Source organism: Pseudoalteromonas sp. 19-MNA-CIBAN-0066 (genome assembly GCF_040308705.1).
Taxonomy (GTDB): domain Bacteria; phylum Pseudomonadota; class Gammaproteobacteria; order Enterobacterales; family Alteromonadaceae; genus Pseudoalteromonas; species Pseudoalteromonas nigrifaciens.
In genome coordinates this window covers 1-22,868 of sequence record NZ_JBEONZ010000012.1, presented here as the reverse complement: position 1 = coordinate 22,868, position 22,868 = coordinate 1, and the positions used below count along the sequence as shown (strand labels likewise).

Annotated in this window: 15 protein-coding genes; all 15 read right to left on the bottom strand. The window is 39.6% G+C overall.

Annotation, left to right across the window (positions count from 1 at the left end; all coding sequences use genetic code 11):
• Window positions 1–59 precede the first annotated feature (59 nt).
• Entirely contained in the window at window positions 60–590 is a 531-nt protein-coding gene (locus AAEZ18_RS09090) for a cell division protein ZapC (protein WP_011328346.1), read from the bottom strand.
• Between the two features lie 206 nt (window positions 591–796).
• The gene (pyrD, locus tag AAEZ18_RS09085; protein ID WP_011328347.1) at window positions 797–1,807 is read right to left on the bottom strand and encodes a quinone-dependent dihydroorotate dehydrogenase; all 1,011 of its coding nucleotides are present in this window, start codon (window positions 1,805–1,807) and stop codon (window positions 797–799) included.
• A 136-nt stretch (window positions 1,808–1,943) separates the two neighbouring features.
• Window positions 1,944–6,773, bottom strand: a complete 4,830-nt coding sequence (locus AAEZ18_RS09080) for an NAD-glutamate dehydrogenase (protein WP_350594556.1) — start codon at window positions 6,771–6,773, stop codon at window positions 1,944–1,946.
• A gap of 210 nt (window positions 6,774–6,983) precedes the next feature.
• Window positions 6,984–9,305, bottom strand: coding sequence for an efflux RND transporter permease subunit (locus AAEZ18_RS09075; protein ID WP_192531492.1), 2,322 nt, complete (start codon window positions 9,303–9,305; stop codon window positions 6,984–6,986).
• Complete coding sequence (locus tag AAEZ18_RS09070; RefSeq protein WP_192531491.1) at window positions 9,305–10,300, bottom strand: YCF48-related protein; 996 nt, start codon at window positions 10,298–10,300, stop codon at window positions 9,305–9,307. Before AAEZ18_RS09070 ends, AAEZ18_RS09075 begins: the two co-directional genes overlap by 1 nt.
• A gap of 131 nt (window positions 10,301–10,431) precedes the next feature.
• On the bottom strand, window positions 10,432–11,796 hold the full coding sequence (locus AAEZ18_RS09065) for a DUF1329 domain-containing protein (protein ID WP_011328351.1): 1,365 nt from the start codon (window positions 11,794–11,796) through the stop codon (window positions 10,432–10,434).
• A gap of 13 nt (window positions 11,797–11,809) precedes the next feature.
• Complete coding sequence (locus tag AAEZ18_RS09060) at window positions 11,810–13,909, bottom strand: DUF1302 domain-containing protein (RefSeq protein ID WP_011328352.1); 2,100 nt, start codon at window positions 13,907–13,909, stop codon at window positions 11,810–11,812.
• Window positions 13,910–14,162: 253 nt separating this feature from the next.
• Window positions 14,163–14,384, bottom strand: a complete 222-nt coding sequence (locus AAEZ18_RS09055) for a DUF2835 domain-containing protein (RefSeq protein WP_086998601.1) — start codon at window positions 14,382–14,384, stop codon at window positions 14,163–14,165.
• A gap of 3 nt (window positions 14,385–14,387) precedes the next feature.
• Window positions 14,388–16,982 carry an aminopeptidase N gene (gene pepN / locus AAEZ18_RS09050; protein WP_350594553.1) on the bottom strand — a complete coding sequence of 865 codons (2,595 nt, stop codon included), beginning with the start codon at window positions 16,980–16,982 and terminating at the stop codon, window positions 14,388–14,390.
• Between the two features lie 48 nt (window positions 16,983–17,030).
• On the bottom strand, window positions 17,031–18,515 hold the full coding sequence (gene nhaC / locus AAEZ18_RS09045) for a Na+/H+ antiporter NhaC (protein WP_011328355.1): 1,485 nt from the start codon (window positions 18,513–18,515) through the stop codon (window positions 17,031–17,033).
• 159 nt (window positions 18,516–18,674) lie between these two features.
• Window positions 18,675–20,699, bottom strand: a complete 2,025-nt coding sequence (gene prc, locus AAEZ18_RS09040) for a carboxy terminal-processing peptidase (protein WP_011328356.1) — start codon at window positions 20,697–20,699, stop codon at window positions 18,675–18,677.
• 26 nt (window positions 20,700–20,725) lie between these two features.
• Window positions 20,726–21,364, bottom strand: coding sequence for an RNA chaperone ProQ (gene proQ / locus AAEZ18_RS09035; protein WP_086998613.1), 639 nt, complete (start codon window positions 21,362–21,364; stop codon window positions 20,726–20,728).
• 15 nt (window positions 21,365–21,379) lie between these two features.
• Window positions 21,380–21,658 (bottom strand): hypothetical protein, encoded by a 279-nt coding sequence (locus tag AAEZ18_RS09030; RefSeq protein WP_011328358.1) that lies wholly within the window; start codon window positions 21,656–21,658, stop codon window positions 21,380–21,382.
• Entirely contained in the window at window positions 21,658–22,116 is a 459-nt protein-coding gene (msrC, locus tag AAEZ18_RS09025) for a free L-methionine (R)-S-oxide reductase MsrC (protein ID WP_011328359.1), read from the bottom strand. Before msrC ends, AAEZ18_RS09030 begins: the two co-directional genes overlap by 1 nt.
• Window positions 22,117–22,244: 128 nt before the next feature.
• Window positions 22,245–22,625, bottom strand: coding sequence for a hypothetical protein (locus tag AAEZ18_RS09020; protein ID WP_011328360.1), 381 nt, complete (start codon window positions 22,623–22,625; stop codon window positions 22,245–22,247).
• Between the last annotated feature and the right edge of the window lie 243 nt (window positions 22,626–22,868).

The following is a 22,868-nucleotide window of genomic DNA, read 5'->3' as shown; positions in this document are numbered from 1 at the left end:
ATTATAACATAGGTTTGCATACAAACACGCCATAAACACGGGCTGAAAATAAAATTAGATTAAGCTATTTTGCTATGAATATGCTGATTTAAGAGAGGATGTACACGATTGTTTAAAACGCGAATGGCTTCAAACTGTACTAATGATAAATTATCATCTAATTGAAAATTTTCACTTAGGTTAATACACACAGATGCATCACTGCTGTGCTCTACAATTAAAAACTCTCCCGACTGCGCTTTAGAGGTTAAATTAATAACGGCTTCAGTACTTGGAGTGCTTCCTGTGTATTGCTCAAAAAACCAACTTTTAGCAAGTACTGGCTTTAATTGAAATTTCACTGCGGTTGCATTGAGTGATATTTGACATAATTGCGCTGGATTCCACAGCTTAAATTGCACAAGATATTGATAAACTTGTTCATAAAAAGCGGCATCTTCTAAGCTAAAATAAGGGTTTTTAAATGTACTGTCAGTAAGTTGTCTTAACTTATAAGGAGTGCAGAGCTGCATATCTTCATTTAAATCAAGTAATAAGCGGTTTTTTTTGGCGCAAGATATCCACTGCCATTGCTTTGATGCTTGTAACATATCCCCTCCACGCTTAGCATTTAAATATAATAAAAACAATAAGAACAATAAGAACAATAAGAACAATAAGAACAAAGTATAGCCGCTTTTAATCATTTTTAAAATGTTTTATTAGAACATTTATTGAACGATCAAAAGCTTAGAGGGCAAGTTAGCCTTTTAGTGTTAAAACAAACTTAACTTTTAAGGCTAAGTAGCCCTATTTTTTATAAACTATCAACTATCGATTTAATTAATTGTGGGCCTTTATAAATAAAGCCAGTATAAATTTGTACTAAATCGGCACCTGCGTTTATTTTTTCTTTCGCCGATGACACATCGTCAATACCGCCTACACCTATAATAGGTAACTGCCCATTAGTTAAGCGCTTTAGCTCGCTAACTACATGCGTCGCACGCTCCCTAACTGGCTGCCCCGATAAACCACCGGCTTCGTCAGCATATTGCTGACCCGCAACCATGCTACGCTCAAGTGTAGTATTGGTAGCAATTACCCCATCTATTTTATTGCTTAGTAAAGATTCACTTACTTGAGCAATTTGGATTGGATCTAAATCTGGCGCAATTTTTACCAGCATAGGTACCTGTTTACCATGTTTAGCAACAAGATCAAGCTGCTCGTTTTTCAAACTTTGTAGTAAATCATCAAGGGCTGCACCGTATTGTAAATCACGAAGCCCTGGGGTATTTGGCGATGAAATATTAACAGTTATATACGAGGCATGTTCAAACACCTTGCGCATGCAATGTATGTAATCGTCTTTGCCTTGCTCATTCGGTGTGTCTTTATTTTTACCAATGTTAATACCTAAAATACCGGTATAGTTGGCTGCTTTAACGTTATTAACTAAATTATCAACGCCTTTGTTATTAAATCCCATGCGATTGATAATGGCATTTGACTGCGGCAATCTAAACATACGTGGTTTATCGTTACCAGCTTGTGGGCGCGGAGTAACTGTACCCACTTCAACAAAACCAAAGCCCATTTGTGCAAATGCAGTAATACACTCTGCATTTTTATCAAGCCCTGCAGCAAGACCAACGGGGTTTTTAAGTTCTAAGCCTAAAAAATTAACTGGTTTATTCACAATATTTTGTGACCAAGCAGCGCTTAATGGTGTATTGGCAAAACGACTTAAATTATTAAGAGCGAACTCATGCGCCCACTCCGCATCACGGGTAAACATAAAACGGCGAGCTAAATCGTAAAACATGAATATAATCCTCTTAAAATGCAGACAAAAAAATACCTCAGACTAGGCCGAGGTATTGTATAACAATTTTAACCATTAACTCATTATTTTCACCAAGGAAAATAATGAGTAGGCATTAATTATGGTTTTTATTCTATTACACGCAGTTATGGCTTAATAACATGAGTTCACGTAGTGCTACTGAAAACTTAGCAAAATCGTGAGTTTGTGATGTTCTAAACTCTGCAAGCATTTGCTTCCAACGTTGTAATAATAACTCTTGGCTATCCATCCATTGCTCAATTTGGCCATTAACATCTTTGTTATCATCGGCAAAACCGTTTAATACCACTTCTGCTAATGTACGTTGTTGCCAATCAAGCTCTTCGCGGTACGATGCACGCGCTAATGCCTGCCAATGGTTTGCTACTGGTTGCTTAGTAATTTGCTCTAAGAACCAATGTAAGCCCATGTTTGCACCAAGCTTGAAGTAAGTATGCGATACAGTATCGATACTTTGTTTCGAACTTGCTGAGATTTCAGCTAAGTCCATAGCAGAAAACAAGCTAGATAAACCAGTAAAGCGATTAGCTAGTTCTGCAGGCACACCACTTTGTGTTAACTCTTGGGCAGCTGCAACTAAAAGCTCGCCTTCTTTATCAACCATATACGTTGTTAAATTAGCACTTAAATCTGCAAATGTTGGCGCAAAAAATTCAACTGTTTGGGTAATTGTTTGTGCTTTGTTGCGATGACGTAAGAACCAACGTGTTACACGACGAACCGTGCGACGTAATTGGTATAGCATTTCAGTTTGTACAGCAGCCGGAATTTTATTATCAAGTGCAACAACCGAGGCCCACGTATCGCTCATTTGGAACAACTCGCTGGCAATTGAATAACATAAAGCAATTTCAGCTTCATTTGCACCGGTTTCTTCATGCATACGCACCATGAAGTTAAGGCCCATATCGTTAACAATTTGATTAGCCAGTTTAGTGGCAATAATTTCTTTACGAAGTGGGTGATTATCCATCGCTTCGTTAAACTTCTCACGCAGTGGTAGCGGGAACGAATTAACTAACAATTGACGGTAATATGGATTTTCCGTAATTTCATCTGTAACAAATGACTCTTTAAGTACCATTTTAGAGTACGACACTAAAATCGCTAACTCTGGGCGTGTTAAGTCTTTGCCAGCTGCTGCACGTTCTGCTAATTCTTCATCACTTGGGATAAACTCAATCGCACGATTTAGCTTGCCTTCTTTTTCAAGAGCATGAATAAAGCGAATTTTCTCTTTAAGCGTTGATGAGCCTTTAGATTGAGTAATTGAAATAGTGTGTGTTTGACGATAACAATCATTCAATACCAACTTAGACACTTCGTCTGTCATAGCGTATAAAAGTTCATCGCGTTGCTTGCGCGTTAAGTCACCTGAGGTAACTAAACCATTAAGTAAAATCTTAATATTAACTTCGTTATCTGAACAAGTAACGCCACCTACGTTATCAATAAAGTCAGTATTAACACGGCCGCCTTTCGCTGCAAATTCAATACGTCCTAACTGAGTTGCACCTAAGTTACCGCCCTCGCCAAATACTTTAGCACCTAGCTCGCCACCGTTAATACGCAGTGCATCGTTTGCACGATCCCCTACATCGGCGTCAGTTTCTTTGCTGCTCTTAACATAAGTACCAATACCACCATTCCACAATAGATCGTAATCCATCATTAGCGCAGCTTTGATCAGTTCAGTTGGTGTCATGCTGGCTTTTTTAGTGCCTAACATTTTTTTCATTTCTGGGCTTAGTGTAATCGACTTAGCCGCACGAGAGAAAACACCACCACCGGCAGAAATTAAATCTTTATTAAAGTCTTCCCACGATGAACGCGGTAATTTAAATAAACGTTCACGCTCAGGATACGTTGCTGCTGCATCTGGTGTTGGGTCAATAAAAATATGCATATGGTTAAATGCAACTTGTAAACGAGTATGTTTAGATAACAACATACCATTACCAAATACATCCCCTGCCATATCGCCAATAGCTACCACGGTAAAATCGGTTGTTTGACAATCAATATCCATTTCGCGGAAATGACGTTTAACTGATTCCCACGCGCCACGTGCTGTAATACCCATTTTCTTATGGTCATAACCCACTGAGCCACCTGATGCAAACGCATCACCTAGCCAAAAGTTATATTCATTTGCAATGCCATTAGCAATATCAGAGAAAGTTGCAGTACCTTTATCGGCTGCTACAACTAAATAAGCATCATCGCCATCGTGGCGAGTTACATCTACAGGCGCAACAATTTCACCTTGTACAATATTATCTGTGATATCTAACAAACCACGAATAAAGATTTTGTAACACTCTTGGCCTTCTTTTAAGAATGCTTCACGCTCAGTTGGCAATTGTTTACAAACAAAACCGCCTTTAGAACCTACTGGCACAATTACCGCATTTTTCACTTGTTGTGCTTTAACTAAGCCAAGTACTTCAGTACGGAAATCTTCACGGCGATCTGACCAACGCAAGCCACCACGGGCAACACTACCGTATCGTAAATGCACACCTTCAATACGCGGAGAATATACAAAAATTTCAAACGCCGGTAATGGTAATGGTACGCCAGGAATTAAGCTTGGCTTAATTTTAAACGATACATACGATTTAAATTGGCCATTGCCATCTTTTTGAAAGAAGCTAGTACGCAGTGTTGCCACTATCATATCAACGTATAGACGTATAATACGGTCATCATCAAGATTGGCTACGTTTTCAAGTTCTAAATATATTTCTGTACTAAGCTTTTCAAGTGTTTTTTCACTTGCAGGGCTTTTAACTGAGAACTTTTTAGTAAACAAGTTAACAATTTTTGCTGCAATGTGTGGATAATTTGCAAAAGTGCCTTCAATGTAAGCTTGCGAGAAGGTAACCCCAATTTGGCGCATGTATTTAGCGTACGCACGTAATATTGACGCTTCACGCCCAGTAAGACCACCCATTAATACTAAACGGTTAAAACCGTCGTTTTCTAAGCGGTTATTCCAAACACTGGTTAACGCAGCGCGAAAACGTGCTGAAATTTTATCAAAATCTGCCATCCCTTTGCTATCAATTAGCATAGAGAAATCCATGATCCAATTAATGCTACCATCGCTAGTTTTAACTGAATAAGGTGTTTCGCCAACGACACGTAAGCCAAAGTTTTCTAGCATCGGCATCACATCAGATAAGTGAATAGGCTCATCTTTATGAAATAAGCTTAAACGCACAACATTGCTGTTAGCTTCTTCTTGCGGGCGATAAAATAACATTTCAAGTTTGTTTTCATCGTTAAGCATTTCTAGCTTTTCAATATCAACAACAGCTGCACTTGGTAATACTTCATCTTTATATGAGCGAGCAAATGCTTGAGCATACTTACGGTTTAATTCATTACCGCGTGCTTCGCCAGCTTGCTCTAGTAAGGCTGATTGTAATTTATCTTCCCAAGTACGGGCCGCTTCAACTAAATTGTTTTCAATGTCTTTCACTTTATACTCTATATTATTATCAGTCACACGCACGGTATAATGAGTACGGGCTAGTGTTGACTCAGAGAAATAGGTTGTAAATTCGACTTTTTCGTCAGAATTAAATGCATTTGCTAAAATATTTTGCGTTTCATGACGCAGTGCCGTGTTATAGCGCTCACGTGGTACATAAACCATACATGAGAAAAAACGTCCATAGGCATCTTTACGTACAAACAAGCGACACATATCACGCTCTTGTACTTGCAACACGCCCATTGCAACTTCTAGCAATTCGCTTTCGCGGGCTTGTACAAGTTCATCTCGCGGGTAGGTTTCTAAAATATTAAGCACCGCTTTATAAGCATGGGTGCCTTTGGCAAAATCACACATTTGCATAATACGGTCAATTTTACTTTTAAGAACCGGTACGTCTGCCGCACTGTAGTTATAAAAGTTTGACGAGAACAAGCCAATAAAGCGATCCTCACCAATAACATTGCCTTTGTCATCAAAACGTTTTACACCAACATAGTCGATATAAGCCGGGCGATGTACGCGTGATAATGAGTTAGTTTTAGTTAAAATTAGTAAGTTACTACTACGCGCATCTTGGCGAGCAGCTTCTGGTAATTCAGAAAGTAGACGAGTGTGTTCTACACCGGCATTTTTCATCAAACCTAAACTGGTTTCCATTACGCCTTTTAACTCGTAATCACCCTGTATTGGCGATAACTCATATTGGCGATAGCCCATTAGGGTAAAGTTGTCTTTAACTAACCAGTCTAAAAACTCAACCGTTTCATCTACTTCAGCATTATTTTTGCCAGCACGACGTTTTGGTAGCTCTTTACTAACTGCAATTAGCTTTTCGCGAATTGGCTGCCAGTCTTCTACCGCTACCGATACATCTGTAAGTACAGACTCTAACTCTTGTTTGAAAGACTCAATCACAGCTGAATCTGTTTGACGGTCAATTTCAATAAAGAATACTGTTTTGGTCGATGTTGATTCTTGCTCTGCTTTTAAACCAGATAAACCTGAGATCTTGTCATTTTCATCTCGTTGGATTTTAAGCGGGCTATGTAGTAATAAGTGAGAGGCAATATTTTCACGAGTCATGGCCATACGTACTGAATCAACTAAAAACGGCATGTCTTTAGCTATAATCTCAACAATGGTATGCGATGACTGCCAGCCATCTTTTGCCACTTCTGGGTTGAAAACGCGAATAACCGCGTCATCAGACGTGTTCTTTTCTAGCGAATTCCAAAGGCTTAGTGCAGCACCATATAAGTCACTATCGTTACGATTAGCCAAATCCTCTTTAGACATATTGCTGTACAAGGCTTTGGCGAATTTTTCAACGAGTAACACATTATCAGCGCGAACTTTTTTGTGGATAAGCTTACAAACATTATCTAAAATAACTGAGGCTTGACCTTCATTTCGTGTCATTGTTTATTCCTTAAATCTATTACTGCTTAATAGCAGAATATTTGTACAGCATTTATTAGCGTGGAGTCGAGCAAATTCTAACTCGTTTACAACTAATAAACAGCCTTTTACGATGAAAACATTTTTAGCTTTTCAGCTATTTGGTCATCTATTCACAAATTATAGATATAAATGGCCTTTACAGGCCATTTAGGAGCAAACTTATTCACTTTATTTTTTCTGGTCAGTCCAGAGCAAGCTACCAATTGCTGGTAAAAGCAGCACTGCACCCAGCATATTTACTAAAAACATGAAGGTAAGCAAAATTCCCATATCAACTTGAAATTTCAAATCAGAGAAAATCCAAGTACTCACGCCAATAGCAAGTGTAATACCGGTAAATAATACTGCACTACCGCGCTCAATTAACGCATTTCGATAAGCCACACTCAGCGGTACATTTTGTTTTAACTGCCCCATCATCGACGACAATATATAAATACCATAATCAACGCCTATACCCACACCTAATGCAATAACTGGCAGTGTAGATACGGTTAAGCCAATTTCCAGCTGTACCATTAGTGCTTGTGCAAGAGTAGATACCACATACAGAGGTAACACTACTGCAATGGTTGCTTTTACGCTTCTAAAGCTTAGTAAACACAAAACAATTACAGCGCCGTAAACATACAGCATCATCGGAATTTGCGCCGCTGACACTGACTCGTTTGTGGCTGCCATTACACCTACTGGGCCTGATGCGAGTTTAAACGCAACTTTATCTGTACCCTCTTCTTGTGCAAAGCGTTTAACACTTTCAATTACAAGATCAATTGTTTGCGCTTTATGATCATCTAAAAAGATAATCACTGGCATCACTGAGCAATCGCCGTTGAGTAATCCCGTGCTGGTTTCTACCCGCGAGGTAGATTGTACTAAGCTTGCAGAGTTACGTGGCAGGCTTTGCCATTTAAGGTTACCTTCGTTATAACCGGCATTTACCGACTGCGCTACCGAGCTTAAGCTTACCGCTGATTGCACACCGGCAACATTCTCTACTTTGTATTGAAAACGGCTAATACGCTGCATCACATCATGCTCAGTACATGCTGCAGGATACGCTTCTACAATTACCTTTAAGATATCAGACGAAATGGTGTATTTGTCCGAGATTAAAAATGTGTCTTGGTTATAGCGTGCATCTTGGTGCAATGATGGTGCGCCAGCATGTAAGTCCCCAATACGCATTTTATCAGCTTGCCAATAACCAAGTGCAAATAACACTAAAGTAAAAGCAATTATCATTTTAGCAATTTTAGGATCGGTGGCTTTAACCAATAAATCTCTAATTGCATCAAGCATATTTGGTTTTTTAGCATCACCCGATTGAATATGTACACTATTTTCAAAGTGCATATACGACGCCCATACAGGGAGTAAAATTAGGTTAGTAAATATAATTACCGCAACACCTAAACTAGCAGTTATAGCAAGCTCTCTAATAATACCAATGTCAATGGTTAGCAGAGTTAAAAAGCCAACCGTATCCGATAACAACGCAATGCCGCCTGGGATAAATAATGCTCTAAAGCTTGACTGACAACATTCTCGCGTACTTTTACCCTCGCCTACTTTTTTACCTATCGCGTTAATCATCTGCACACCATGGCTCACACCAATTGCAAATACTAAAAAAGGTACCAAAATAGACATAGGATCTAAGCCAAAGCCTAAACTCGACAGTAGCCCTAATTGCCAAATTACAGCAATGATCGAACACATTATAGGTAAAATAGTCAGCTTTAAACTGCCACAAAATAGCCAAACCATAATAAAAGTAAAGGCAATCGCGATGGCAAAAAATACCACCACACCTTTTGCACCTTCGGCTATATCACCGGCCATTTTAGCAAAACCAATTATATGAATACTCACCTTGTCGGTGCTTAGCGGTTCACGTAGTTGTGTTTCGAGTTTTTGCGCAAATGCTAAGGTATCGAGCTTTTCTTGGGTTTGCGGATCGGTTTCCATTAATTGCGCTGTCACCATCGCACACGAATAGTCACTGGCAATCATGCGCCCAACTACTTTCGCTTTTTCGATATTTTCTTTAACGACCCCTAAACCCTGTTTATCGGCTTTAAAATTAGCAGGAATTATTGGCCCGCCGGCAAAACCATCTTCAACTACTTCAACAAATCGAGCGCTGGGTGAAAATATTGAATTTACTAAAGGTCGATTAACCCCTGGGATAAAATATAGCTGGTCGTGTACCGCTTTTAATTGGGTAAAAAATTCAGGATTAAAAATATCGCCGCTGTCGTCACACACCGAAATTAAAATACTGTTAGCGCCACCAAACTGCTTTTCGTGTTTGGTGTATACCTTCATATAATCGTGGTTTAACGGAATGTTTTTATTAAACGAGGCATCAAGTTGAATTTGTGTCGCTTTAAATGCCAATAAACAGGTTATAAGCACAAAGCTTATAAGCATAATTAAGCGATGTTTAAATATCGCATTTTCTATAAAGTCTAAAATCTTATGCATTAAGGGGTCAACTCCTTCACTTTAATGCCATCTTCTGTTGCCATGATTAGTTTATTATTTAAAATCACACCATCTAGAATTGCTTTACCGTCGGCCAACTGCTCATGTGTAAGCTCAGCGTTTTGCAAATGAAAAATCACGCCGCTATTGGCCAACATTAGCCATTGTTCATTGTTATAATTTATGATGTTGTTAATCGTTGCTGTTTTTTTATTATCAAGGTGCTGCCAATTTTGATCACCTCGCTGGCGAGTAAAAACATTGCCTCGTAATCCTGCCACTACCTCTTGCTGCGCATTGGCGCTAAATGCAAAAAATGATCCTGGGTAAATTTCGTCAACTCGCTGCCATGTTAAGCCTGCATCGGTACTTTTTGCCATTAAGCCCATTTCACCCACTAACATTAAACCGTCTGGAGTTTGCTCAATGCGGTTAAAGTGCGGCAAAATTGAGGCTGTTTCTGCTTCATAACCTTCTGGGTCGTGTTCTTTTAAATCACTCAAATATTCTCTATCGTCACTAAATAATAGCGAGTCTAAAAAACGTTTTTGCCAGTGCTTACCACCGTCGCTGGTTTGATAAAACATGCCATAAGCCCCCACAGCATAACCATGTAGCTCATCTTTAAATAAAATATCTAAACACGGTTTATCTATCTCTGGCTTAGCTTGTTGTAAATGCCACGTTTTACCACCATTTGTAGTATTTATTATTGTTGCATCGTGCCCACAGGCCCAGCCATTGTTTTCATTAGTAAAATCAACCGCAGTTAACAATACTTGAGTTGGCACCGATTCTGCTTGTTGCCAATCAATACCATTAATACTTGTAATTACAGTGCCATGCTTACCAACAGCCACTAAACCCGCTTTAGTTTGGGTAATATCAGTCAATAACGTTTTATCGGCGTTTATTGCACTAATAGCAAATTGAGGAGTTTCTTGTGCAACACTCGCACCGCTGAGGATCAGGCTGGCATATACCAAATACTTCATAAATTTAAATCGCCTTGAACTGGGGAATTGTTTGTCTATTTAGGTGAGGAAAAGCCCTGCGCGTCAAAAAGACAAACGCGATGAGAAAGGAAAAAAGGCACCTAACCAATCGGTTAGGTGCCTACTATTAACTATCTACCTTCGCGACGTAATGCGCTTGATGTAAACTCATTGTCGTTAAACGACTGAGAAAAATCATACATTTTGTGCTGATTATCTAAACCAATTGCTAAGTAACGACGAGAGTTTAAATCGTGATAAACCTCTAACGTACTCCACTGCGTTGGTACTTCATAGTAGTTAAGGCCATAAGCCATAGCTACACGGTAAAGTTGGTCACGGTTATCGTAAATATCGGTAACCTGTACTTGCCAGCTATCTTCATCAATATAAAACACACGTTTTTTATAAATATGGCGCGTATCATCTTTTAAGTTAGCTTCAACCACCCACACACGGTGCTTTTCGTAGCGTGTATGCTCAGGGTTAATATGTCCTGGCATTAATATTTCGTCATAGCTTAGTTTATCGCTATGGAGCTTATAACTATTGTATGGAATATAAAGCTCTTGCTTACCTTTTAATGTCCAGGTGTAACGGTTTGGTGACCCGTTAAACATGTCAAAGTCATCAGTAGTACGTAAGCTGTCAGCTGCTGTACCTGGTGCATCATAAGCAACGTTAGGTGCACGACGAACACGACGTTGACCACTGTTGTAGGTCCATGCTTGGCGTGGCGTTAATATTTGGTCCATGGTTTCATGCACTAATAACGCAGTACCCGCTAGGCGTGCAGGCTCGGTTACTTTTTGTTTAAACTTAAACAAAATATTTGAGTCTTGCAGTTGCGCAGGTGTAGCACTTGGATCTGAGTATTTAACTAGTAGTTGCTCATCAAAACCAACATAGTTATACGAACCCGAAGCGGTAGGTGCTGCTTGGCCGCCAAAACGCTCAATAGACTGACCACGGTAACGTAGCAAGTGATTCCAAATTGCCTCTAAACCAGTTTTAGGAATAGGAAATGGAATACCAATTGCTGTACTTTTAATCCCATTACCGCCTTCTATTAGCTCTGCAGTGGGTGCAAATTGCTTAGTTGCATCATATACAAATTGCGGGAACGAAGCAGAGCGACGAGTTGCATATACTGGCATTTTAAAGGTATCAGGATACGCTTCAAATAACGCAATTTGGCCAGGGCTTAAGTTCGCTTTATATTTTTCAATATTGCTTTTATCAATAGTAAACAACACTTTATCCGTATTAAACGGGTCTAAGTGATGCATACCTGCTTTATAACCTGCCGGTGCTGCGGTAATACCACCATTCCACGCAGGAATAGAACCATCTGCATTGCCTGCTTTTTGAGCGCCTAGTGGCGTTAAGTCTGCACCTAAGCGCGCAACTTCTTCGCTGCTAATTTTAGCTAAAGCAGCGTGACTTGCAAACAAGCTACAAAATGCAGTAGCAATGAGGGTAGGTTTTTTAATCATAATAATATTACCCCTAAATAGAATATTTTAAGTTAAATGAAATGTAATCGCGATCAGAGAAGGTATTAATGTCGCCGCCACCCCAAAATGAGTTGTAGCTAACATCTAATGACCACGCATTTTGATAGTTAAAGTTCATGGTTGCACCTAACGATTTACGATCCTCTATAAACAAAAACATAGGATCTGGCGTGCTACCATTTACGTCATGAGAAAATACAAAACGTGGCGAAAAGTTAATACCGTTATACAGGTTATAATAATCACCTTTAGCAATTAAGCGATAACCCCACGATGTAGCCGTAGCAAATTGTTTTTGCTCTGCTCCATTTGATAACGCCATATGTAGCGCAGAATAATCAGAACTGCCTGGGCCGGTCATAATGCCACTACGCCCAGTACCAGAAACGTTTAAACGCATTTCATCGTACTCCGGCATACTATGAATACGCACGCCACCAACCTCACCTACCACAGCCCAGCTATCTGCACCCAAAGATGGGCCAAATAAATGCGTCGCGGTAAATTGTAATTGACTGGTATTACGCTCTATATAACCTTTTGCTAGCTCGCCTGGGCCAACAACACTGACAGCATTGCCTTGGCTCATTTGTGAAATACCTGCAAATTCAGGGCGTAAACCTGCCACTGCTAATTGCTCTGGCATTGCAGCGTAAAGTAGCTCTACGTCATCAATTTGTAGTGGTTCATCTTCGCGAAAAGTAAACTCACCGGCAAACGCAGTTTCACCTAAAGATGTGTTGAAGCTCAAACCATAGAGTTTAATGTCTTCTGGGTATTCATTTTTTGCTAAAGAGAAAGCTCTTAAATTATGAATATTATCTTCAGTGATTTCGGTCGTTGTAATCATTGCTAAATCTTGGGCAAGTGAAGCTTGAGTGAAATTAGACACTCGACCAGATACTAACGGGCGACGGCTATGATAATTCACATGATAAAATGCCACTTCCGTGTCATTAAATTCAGGTAAAAACACGCCTAAACGTAAACCGTATTGGCCGCCGTCATCCGGCTCTACTTTACCTTCATCGCCTTTACCTTTTAGTGCTACCTTAGTTGGATAGGCTAAATACATTTCGGCCAGTAGCGCTTTGCCTTGAGCACTTGAAGGATCAACGCCTTTGAGTGAGGCTGCTAGGGCAAAGTCAGAGGTTAAATTATTTAAACTGTCGGTTAAAAATGCTAAATCAATATCAGGATTTGAAGTAAAACCTAACTGCACATTTTGCTGATAACCATTTTCAGAGGCAAAGTCATTGGTAGAAAAATACGTTCCCGTTGCTGGTAAGCGTGTTTCTTGCCATTGGTATTGATAAAAACCCTCTAAGGTTACGTTATCAGTAATACCTAACGATGCCCATAACATACCAACAGGTATAAAGGCTTCTTTAAGCTCTGCACCAGGCGCTTTTAAACGGTCTATGTCAACTGGGTTAACGTTAATACCATGCGATATTAATGTACTTTCACCCCAATTTATTACTTGTTGACCAACGCGAATTGATAGCGGATTTTTTCCTTCATTTAAATCAAAGCTTGCCCATACATACGCATCTAATAAACGGATGTCAGCACAGCTTTGTGCTTTTGTATCTTTGTCATCACATGGATCGACGCCTTGGCCTGAGGTAGGGTTTACATAAGCACGATCGCCATCCATTAACTCAAAGTCATAAAAATACATAAATCGAGTAAACAAACCATAATTATCTTTACTGATAGATAGATCATGGGTGCCCTTTAATAGTTTTGAAAACGAATCACCACTATCAAAGTTTAAATCGCCTGCATCACCATTGTTTGAATATGATCCTGGTTGCGCCCAAACATCTTGCGATGAGTAAACGGTATTGTTTAAGGCTGGGTTATAACCCGTCCAATCGAATGAAGGGTTGTTACTTTTACCTATTAAGCCAAAGTCTCGGTCTTCTACACGAATACTTTGCCCATAAGAAAAAGTGGAGTCGAAAGTTATATCAAAACCTCCGGCTTCAAAAACTGCCGCTTGTGCAGTCATTGCAGATAACCCTAAGCTTGCGGCTGCTAAACCTATAGCGATTTTATTTTTAACAAAAAGCGATCTTCTTATCATTTTGGTTTCCCCCCTGTCGCGGGTCATTTTGTGTGATCAAGTTATTGTTTTTAGTGTAATCGTAACGATAGAAGCGAATTAAACAAATTACAAACAGTCGCCTTCAATCAGTCATAATCTTTTTTTATTCACTGACGTTTACGCAATGGTAAGACGTCATACCAGTAATTTATACACGCAAATTAACAATAGGACAAATCGAAATTAACAAAAAGGCAATATTTATGTATATCTATAACATAAATACAAGCGCTTAGGCTACTCGTTCGAGGCGGATAAACTTATTTTCGGGGGTAAGTATCAATCTAAACCTACCTCGCACCCCTAAACTAGAAATGTAGGGGCGCAGGTAGTTTGCGGCAAATCGAATGGTTTTACCGCTGTCATCTACAACTTGTACTGAGCTATAACGTCCATGGTAGTAATCCATGCATTCGTTGTAGCTCAAATTTAATCTAAAATAATATTCAATCATGATTTAATTTAAGGCTTTTTCAACCTTCTCAAATAAATCGTCGCTCAGCGTATCTAAATCAGCTAAACGCTGCAGTTGTGTTTTCATTGCTGCAGAACGTACTTTATCGTAACGTTTCCACGACATAAAAGGCGTTAACATGCGTGATGCATTTTGCGGATTAATAGTATTGAGCTTAATGAGTAAATCACCAAGCAAAGCATAACCTTGACCATCTAGGCGATGAAATTGCGCGGTATTAAAGTGACTAAAACTGCCAATTAAAGCACGCACTCGGTTAGGGTTTGAAAAGTCAAAACAAGGATGTTCATACAGTGCTTTAATATTGTCAATTGCATCATCACCCGACTGCATGGCTTGCAGTGCAAACCATTTGTCCATTACTAATACGTCGTGTCGCCATTGGCTATCAAAATGTGCAAGCAAGGTGTCACTTAATGTATGCGACGCTTTTATAGCACCACTGAGCGCACCGAGCACATTGGTCATATTAGTTGAGCTTGCAGCTTCTTTTATAAATTCAGCCGCTGGTAAACTGTCTGTTTTTGCTAGGTAATACAAACATTGTTGTTTTAATGAACGTATTGCCACAGCAGCCGCATTAACACTGCCATCGTCTTCAAGTGCTTGGTAACAATTAATAAATTCTTGTTCAAGGGTATCGGCTATTTGCTGTTCAAACTGCTGCGTAATAGTAAGAATAGCATCAACTGGGATCGTCTCAAACTCAGCTGCTAAGGTATCAAAGCTAGGGAGTTTTAACAGTTCAGCAAGTAATGCCAAGTCACCTGCTCTACTGGCTATTAATACCTGTAATGCTGCTATTATTTCATTACTTAATGGTTCAGGGTTTTTACTTGCAATACCACGCTTAACCGCATTAATAAATAGCTGTTGCTGTGCATCCCAACGCGAAAAGTCGCTACGCGCAAAGCGCATTATGTGCAATAGGTCTTGATCGTTACTGTGCTGCTTTAATATACACGGGGCTGAAAAGTCTTCCAATAAAACGGCAACAGGTTGCTCTGCTAGCTGATCAAAATTAAATGTTTGCGTTGCTTTAGTTACATCAAGCACATGACCAACGCTCTGACCTTTATATTGTAACGGTACACTTTTCCCCTTGCTATCTAACAGCTCAATTGCAAAAGGAATATGCAAAGTATCGTTTTGTGGCTGATTAATTGGCGCAGCCTGCTCAATGGTAAGGCTAAACGTTTGCGTCTCGCTATGGTAACTTTGTTGTACATTTAAACGAGGAGTACCCGATTGGCTATACCAGCGTTTAAATTGCTCTAAGTTAATATTAGATGCATCACTCATAGCACTTACAAAATCGTCACAGGTAACCGCTTGGCCATCGTGGCGTTCAAAGTAAAGTGTCATGCCCTTTTGAAAGTTAGTTTCACCAAGCAAGGTGTGCATCATACGTATAACTTCAGCACCTTTGTCGTATACAGTCACAGTGTAAAAGTTATTCATTTCAATTACTTTTTCTGGACGAATAGGATGCGCCATAGGCCCTGCATCTTCACTAAACTGGTGAGTACGCATTACTTTAACGGCATCAATACGGTTTAGCGCTCGCGAGCCCAAATCACTGCTAAATTCTTGATCTCTAAATACTGTTAAACCTTCTTTTAACGATAACTGAAACCAATCTCTGCAGGTTACGCGGTTGCCGGTCCAGTTATGAAAGTATTCATGCCCAACAATAGATTCAATGGTGTGATAGTCTTTATCGGTAGCGGTTTCTTGATTTGCCAAAACACACTTACTATTAAAAATATTAAGCCCTTTATTTTCCATCGCTCCCATGTTGAAAAAATCAACGGCAACAATCATATAAATATCAAGGTCATACTCTAAATTAAAGCGTGTCTCATCCCACTGCATCGCTTTTTTAAGTGAGCTCATTGCATGTGGTGTTTTTGACAAGTTACCTTTATCTACAAATAAGGCTAAATCAACATTCTTACCACTTTTTGTAGTATAGCTATCATTTAACACATCAAAGTCACCCGCCACTAAAGCAAATAAGTAACTTGGCTTCTTAAACGGATCTTGCCACTTAGCAAAATGACGACCGTCTTGCGTTTCACCGCTATCTACCATGTTGCCATTAGAGAGTAACTGCGGGTATTTTTTGTCTGCTATTATGGTTACATCGAATGTTGATAAAACATCTGGACGGTCCATATAGTAAGTTATTTTTCTAAAACCCTGCGCTTCACACTGAGTACAATAAGCCCCACCCGATAAATAAAGTCCTTCTAGAGAAGTATTTGTTTGCGGAGAAATTTCGGTCACTATACTAAGTTGGCAGTGTTCTGGTAGGTTATTAATAATGAGTTGCTCACCCACTATTTTATAATCGCTAATATCATGAGTATCTATTGAAAGCGACACTAAGCGTAAATCAATGCCATCGAGTACTAAAGGTGCCGTTTTAGCGCCCACGCGGCTCAATGTAAGTAGCGCAGTGACTCTTGTTGTTAACGGCTGTAAATCAAAGTTAAGCTCGGTGTGATTAATTAAAAAGTCTGGCGCTTGGTAATCTTTTAAATATTGTGTTTGCGGTTTTTGTGCGGCAGTCATAAATACTCCAAAAAAAGCCCCTTTTATGTTTAAAAGAGGCTGTTTAAATTAAGCAGTCTGTTTTGGTTTAATACGTAATATTTTAATACCTAAATAAGCATAAATAATTGCCAATACAGGGTTAATTAAATTAAAGAAAGCATACAGTGCATAGTCAAATGGATTGATCAGTAACACGCTTTGCATATAGGCACCACAGGTATTCCATGGGATCAGCGGGCTGGTAATTGTGCCGCCATCTTCTAAGGTACGCGATAAATTAACCGGTTTTAAACCACGGTTTGCATATTCTTCTTTAAACATCCGCCCCGGTACCACAATAGCAATATATTGATCCGCCGCAATGACGTTTGTACCAATACAAGTCGCTATAGTTGCAGTGATTAACGACCCTGTGCTTTTTGCGATTTTAAGAATACTCTTAACAAACACATCTAACAGCCCCGTTTTTTCCATAATAGCGCCAAACATCAGTGCCGTCATAATTAGCCAGGTTGTTGTAAGCATACCTGACATACCGCCCCCACTGAGGAGCGCATCCATATTGTCGTCTTGGGTACTAATACTAAAACCATCAAAAAAAGTGGTCCAAATTAATTTAAAGTAGCCTATTAGCTGGCCTTGGCTTATGTCTATTTGGCTGGCAATTAAATCAGATTGAAACAACACAGCCCACACAGCGCCAAGTACCGCGCCTATCGATATGGCAGGAAACGCTGGCATTTTGCGTATCGCAAGTACCAAAAGTACAATTAAAGGCACTAGCATTTCTAAACCAATATTAAAGTTTTGCTGCAAAATAGCAGTAATTTCATCAATACGCCCTGCTTCACTCGATGCAGTCGCGTTAAACCCCATAAATATAAAGATTATTAAGGCAATTACAAAGCTCGGTACTGTAGTCCATAGCATATGCTGAATATGTTCAAATAAATCTGCCCCCACAACCGCAGGCGCTAAATTAGTAGTCTCTGATAGTGGACTAAGCTTATCGCCAAAATACGCGCCCGATATAACCGCACCAGCCGTTACTGTTTGCTCTAACCCTAAGCCTGTAGCAACGCCTAATAAAGCCACACCTATTGTAGCCGCTGTGGTCCACGAACTACCAATGCTCATTGCTACAATGCCACAAATTAAACAACTAGCTGCATAAAACCAACTCGGATTAATAACCTGTAAGCCATAGTAAATTAGCGTAGGTACTGTGCCCGAAAGCAACCAAGTGCCTATTAACGCACCTACCATAAGTAAAATTAAGATAGCACCTAACGACAAGGTGATCCCTTCAATCATCGCATCTTCTAGTTTTTTCCAATTGTAGCCATTTTTTAGACCTATTAATGCTGCTGCAAAAGTAGCAAATAACAAAGCTATTTGATTTGGCCCAGAAGAGGAATTATCACCAAATAGATAAACAGCCGCACCAAGTAAACAAATGAGAACTGAGATTGGAATGAGTGCATCAAAAAACGAGGCGGGTTTTATTGGTTTTTCTTCTAATGACTTCAAGATAAAGACTCCTACACACATCTAATGCATGTTAATTATTCTTCTTAGCACATACAGCGCATTAATCGAGCAACATTGATCTAGCTCAACTTTGTGTAATCAGCGATTATAACAATCTTGTAAATTATGGGTAGCAAAAAAGGCGCAATTGCGCCTTTTTTTATAGAGGTAAACCAATTATTACTTTTTGGCTATACGCCCGTATTTAATATAGTCTTGAGTGATCAGGGCTGCTTCCTCTAAAAATGGATCCAGCTTTTCAATTACTTCCGGCACATCATCTAGGTTTTCGATTGGTTTTTCACCTAAACGCGCTAAACGCTCATTAGTACGCACTAAAGCGCGTGCTTCATTTTCATCTTTTTCTTTAATACGCTGAGCTTCTACTAACGAAATAGTTTTGCGGTCTTTCTCTTCGTTGTAGCGAGTAATGTCTTCAAATACATAATTAAACTCTGGCTCTGACTGAATACGCTGCGCATGTTGCTTATCTAAATACGTAATAATCGGTTTTAAGTCACCCATTTCTTGGTATCTAGCGCGTACTATGCTATCCCACGGCAGTGCATTATCTTGTTTGCTTTCTCCCCACTCTGCGGGATCGATTGCAGATGGAAACGAAATATCAGGAATAACGCCTTTGTGTTGTGTGCTACCACCATTTATGCGGTAAAACTTAGCAATTGTATACTGCACACTGCCAAGCTCGTTGTCGTACAGGTCGTACGCTCGCCCTAAGCCTTTGTGCTGTTGCACAGTGCCTTTACCAAAGGTTTGCTCGCCAATCACAATACCGCGACCATAATCTTGTATCGCTGCTGCAAAAATTTCAGAAGCAGATGCACTGTATCTGTCTACTAGAACAGTTAACGGGCCATCGTAGTACGTAATACCATCGCGGTCTTTCTGCTCTTCAATACGATTATTAAGAGTGTGAATTTGTACCACAGGACCTTGGTCGAAAAACAATCCAGAAAGCTGTGTTGCCTCGTATAAAGAACCACCACCATTTTGACGTAAATCTATAATAACACCGTCTACTTTAGCTTCTTTTAGTTTAGCTAGTTCAACTTTTACATCTTGCGACAAGTTATTATAAAAGCCAGGTATTTCAATAACGCCTATTTTACTGGTTAAATCGGAATACTGTGCTTCAAACACTTCAGATTTGGCTGCTCTGTCTTCTAGGCGTATTTTATCTCGGGTTATTTCAACTATTTTAGGCGTACCGTGCGCATCAGCGCCTTTTAGATACTGTAAACGTACTTTTGTACCTTTAGGGCCTTTAATTAAATCAACCACGTCATCTAAGCGCCAACCTATCACATCAACAAACTCTTTACCGTCTTGGGCAACGCCAATAATGCGGTCATCGGCTTTAATTTGTTGTGATTTATCGGCAGGACCACCCGGTACTAAACTGCGAATAACGGTATAGTCTTCGTCTGGGCTTAATACTGCACCTATGCCTTCAAGCTCTAGGTCCATATCCATTTTAAATTGCTCTGCACGGCGCGGCGATAAATAAGAGGTATGCGCCTCTATACTGCGTGCAAGCGAATTCATTACTATTTGAAAGGCATCTTCGGATTTTGATTGTACTAAACGCTTTTGTGCATTTTTATAGCGCTTTACAAGTACATCCTTTATACCTTCCCAATCTTTACCGGTCATTTTTAAGCGTAGTGCGTCATATTTAACGCGCTCACGCCATATTTCATCAAGTTCGTCTTGGGTGGTTACCCAATCAGCATCTTCTCGATCAAAAAAGTATTCATCTTGTTTATCAAACGTCATCTCATTTTCAAGTAATGAAAGCGAGTAATCATAACGCTCAAAGCGACGTTTAAGGCTTAGGTTAAAAATATCAAACGTAAAGCCTAACTTGCCGGTTACCAATGCGTTATCAAAGCCATTACGATATTGCTCAAATGACGCAATATCGCTGGCTAAGAATACACTTTTATTAAAATCAAGGGATTCGATATAACGATCGTACACTTTACTTGAAAGCTCATCGTTAAATCGAACCGGTGTATAGTGTGAACGAGTAAATAAGTTAACCACTCGTTTGCTGGCTGTAGCATGTTGACTTTCTTGCTTGAGCAACGGTAAGTCTTTTAACGTAACGGCTTCAACGGCAGCAAATAATGAACCTGAAAACAGGGCAGCAACTAACGGAATGAGCGTAAACTTTTTACTCATACACAACTCCTTAATTTATTTTCAGCTTAAATAATGTATAAGCTGTCAGCTTTGGTTTTAACTTGCATACCAGTCACTAATTCAACATGAACGTCGTCTTTGTTCACTTCAGTGATTATTGCATTAACAAGTGCTTGGCCAAGTTTAACCTTAACCTTATTATTAACCTTGACCTCACTTGCTGGTAAAGGTTCAATTTTTCCTGAACGCTTAACCGGTGCGGCTTTAGCTGTTTTATCTGCTGAAGTAGCATTTTTAGCGGCATGAGCAGGTTTCTTTTTGAAAGATTTTGCATCTGCATCTGGACGCGGACGTTGCTGCTTTTTGCGTTTAGCCATTTTCGCGCGGCTTTCTTCCAATGCTTTTTGTGCATGGTCGATATGCTCTTGCTCAACTTTTTCAGCTTGATTACCATCAAGATCAATACGAAACTCTGACTTAGTCACAGCTTCTAAATAACGCCAGTTAGACGTGTATTTTCTAAGCGCTTGGCGCACTTGAGTCTTGCTTACTTTTTCAGACCCTTCAATACGCTCAGCAATATCTTTAAAAATACCGACTTTAAGCGGTTTGATACCGTCTTTTTGTTTAAAACACTGCGGGAATTCTTGATATAAAAATTCCAACACTTCGTTCATATCTTTTAGCTTGTTTGTGGTTTCCATTTTAGAACCTATTTTTCACATCTTTTCATCAAGGGACGAATCAACATAGTGTATTACCCAGTCGACCAATTCTTCGAAGTCGGCCTCAATTACAGCCATATCACCACGAAGGTGTTCCCAAATACCATTAATTGTTTCATCGATAAATTCACACTCGGCTTCGTCTGGTAGACGATCCCAAGCAATATGAATCAAATCATTGAGCGTTTCCGCTACATGTTCTTCATCGCCTTCCCAATCGCCCACATCTTGTACGGCAAAAAGGTAGTCTTGAACATTTAGCAAGTCTTTCATTATAGGCTTGCCTCTAAGCATTTTACTAATGCTTCAAGACCCGCTTGATCGTCAGTATCAAATCGGCTAATACTTGGGCTATCTATATCAAGTACAGCAAATACTTTACCAGCTTTCATAATAGGTACAACTACTTCAGAATTTGACGCTGCATCACAGGCTATATGCCCATCAAAAGCGTGAACATCTTCTATTAATTGTGTTTGTCCGGTTGCAGCGGCGGTTCCACATACACCCTTTCCTACCGGAATTCGAATGCAAGCTGGGTTACCTTGAAACGGACCAAGCACTAATTCGGTAGGTGAATCCATAAAATAAAAGCCCGCCCAATTTACATCATCTAATGAAGTAAATAACAGCGCGCTTATATTTGCCATATTAGCAATTACATTCGATTCACCGCCTATCAGCGATTGCGTTTGCTTAACTAATGACTGGTAAAAATCGTGCTTTTGCATACCAAACTACTTCTTATTAAACATACAGTAGCTAAAGGTACTCTTTGTCGTGAAAAATTGAAACCTTTTGCGGCTAAAAAAAAGGAAAATGCACGCTTTATCAGCATGCTTGCTTAATAATGCTACGATTATTTTTTTGCGGTTTTACGCAGCCCAAACAAAAACAGCCCTGCAGCAAACCCAGACATCACACTATTTATTAAAAATATCTCGCCCGTAGTAGCACTAAGTAAGTAACTAAAAATAGCGCCGCCTAATAAACCAAGCGTTAAAACCCCTGAATAATTTACTTTAGCGTACTTAAACATAAGTAAGTAACCTGGCACTACAAATGCGGCCATCGTTAACCCTACAATATGTGCGTTTGCTATTGCCGTCATCAATAATTGAAAAAATATTGATAAAAAGTCGCCACTCATAGCAAGGCCATAATAAACACCCAACATACCACCAATAATGATTGGGGAGAGTAATGAAAGCCCGACACTTTTTGCAAGTTGATGTTTCATCGTAAAATCCTTAAATATACAAACATAAGCCTCAATAATATAAGCATGCCCTAAGCGAGGTAGCTTATAAATAGAGACTATGGTCGTAATTTAAACTTACAAAACAAACGCGTTATTTTATATGAGGCACAAAAAAGCCCGCTAATTAAGCGGGCTGTTTTGTTATATGGTGGAGAGATAGGGATTTGAACCCTAGATGGGCTATAAACCCATGCCGGTTTTCAAGACCGGTGCATTCGACCA

What these genes read in the sequence shown, in the direction of transcription:
- AAEZ18_RS09055 (WP_086998601.1), bottom strand. Translation starts at nt 14,384, where the DNA reads ATGATTGAATATTATTTTAGATTAAATTTGAGCTACAACGAATGCATG.
- AAEZ18_RS09080 (WP_350594556.1), bottom strand. Translation starts at nt 6,773, where the DNA reads ATGACACGAAATGAAGGTCAAGCCTCAGTTATTTTAGATAATGTTTGT.
- AAEZ18_RS09020 (WP_011328360.1), bottom strand. Translation starts at nt 22,625, where the DNA reads ATGAAACATCAACTTGCAAAAAGTGTCGGGCTTTCATTACTCTCCCCA.
- proQ (WP_086998613.1), bottom strand. Translation starts at nt 21,364, where the DNA reads ATGGAAACCACAAACAAGCTAAAAGATATGAACGAAGTGTTGGAATTT.
- AAEZ18_RS09070 (WP_192531491.1), bottom strand. Translation starts at nt 10,300, where the DNA reads ATGAAGTATTTGGTATATGCCAGCCTGATCCTCAGCGGTGCGAGTGTT.
- AAEZ18_RS09030 (WP_011328358.1), bottom strand. Translation starts at nt 21,658, where the DNA reads ATGAAAGACTTGCTAAATGTTCAAGACTACCTTTTTGCCGTACAAGAT.
- AAEZ18_RS09090 (WP_011328346.1), bottom strand. Translation starts at nt 590, where the DNA reads ATGTTACAAGCATCAAAGCAATGGCAGTGGATATCTTGCGCCAAAAAA.
- AAEZ18_RS09065 (WP_011328351.1), bottom strand. Translation starts at nt 11,796, where the DNA reads ATGATTAAAAAACCTACCCTCATTGCTACTGCATTTTGTAGCTTGTTT.
- pyrD (WP_011328347.1), bottom strand. Translation starts at nt 1,807, where the DNA reads ATGTTTTACGATTTAGCTCGCCGTTTTATGTTTACCCGTGATGCGGAG.
- nhaC (WP_011328355.1), bottom strand. Translation starts at nt 18,515, where the DNA reads ATGTGTGTAGGAGTCTTTATCTTGAAGTCATTAGAAGAAAAACCAATA.
- pepN (WP_350594553.1), bottom strand. Translation starts at nt 16,982, where the DNA reads ATGACTGCCGCACAAAAACCGCAAACACAATATTTAAAAGATTACCAA.
- AAEZ18_RS09075 (WP_192531492.1), bottom strand. Translation starts at nt 9,305, where the DNA reads ATGCATAAGATTTTAGACTTTATAGAAAATGCGATATTTAAACATCGC.
- msrC (WP_011328359.1), bottom strand. Translation starts at nt 22,116, where the DNA reads ATGCAAAAGCACGATTTTTACCAGTCATTAGTTAAGCAAACGCAATCG.
- prc (WP_011328356.1), bottom strand. Translation starts at nt 20,699, where the DNA reads ATGAGTAAAAAGTTTACGCTCATTCCGTTAGTTGCTGCCCTGTTTTCA.
- AAEZ18_RS09060 (WP_011328352.1), bottom strand. Translation starts at nt 13,909, where the DNA reads ATGATAAGAAGATCGCTTTTTGTTAAAAATAAAATCGCTATAGGTTTA.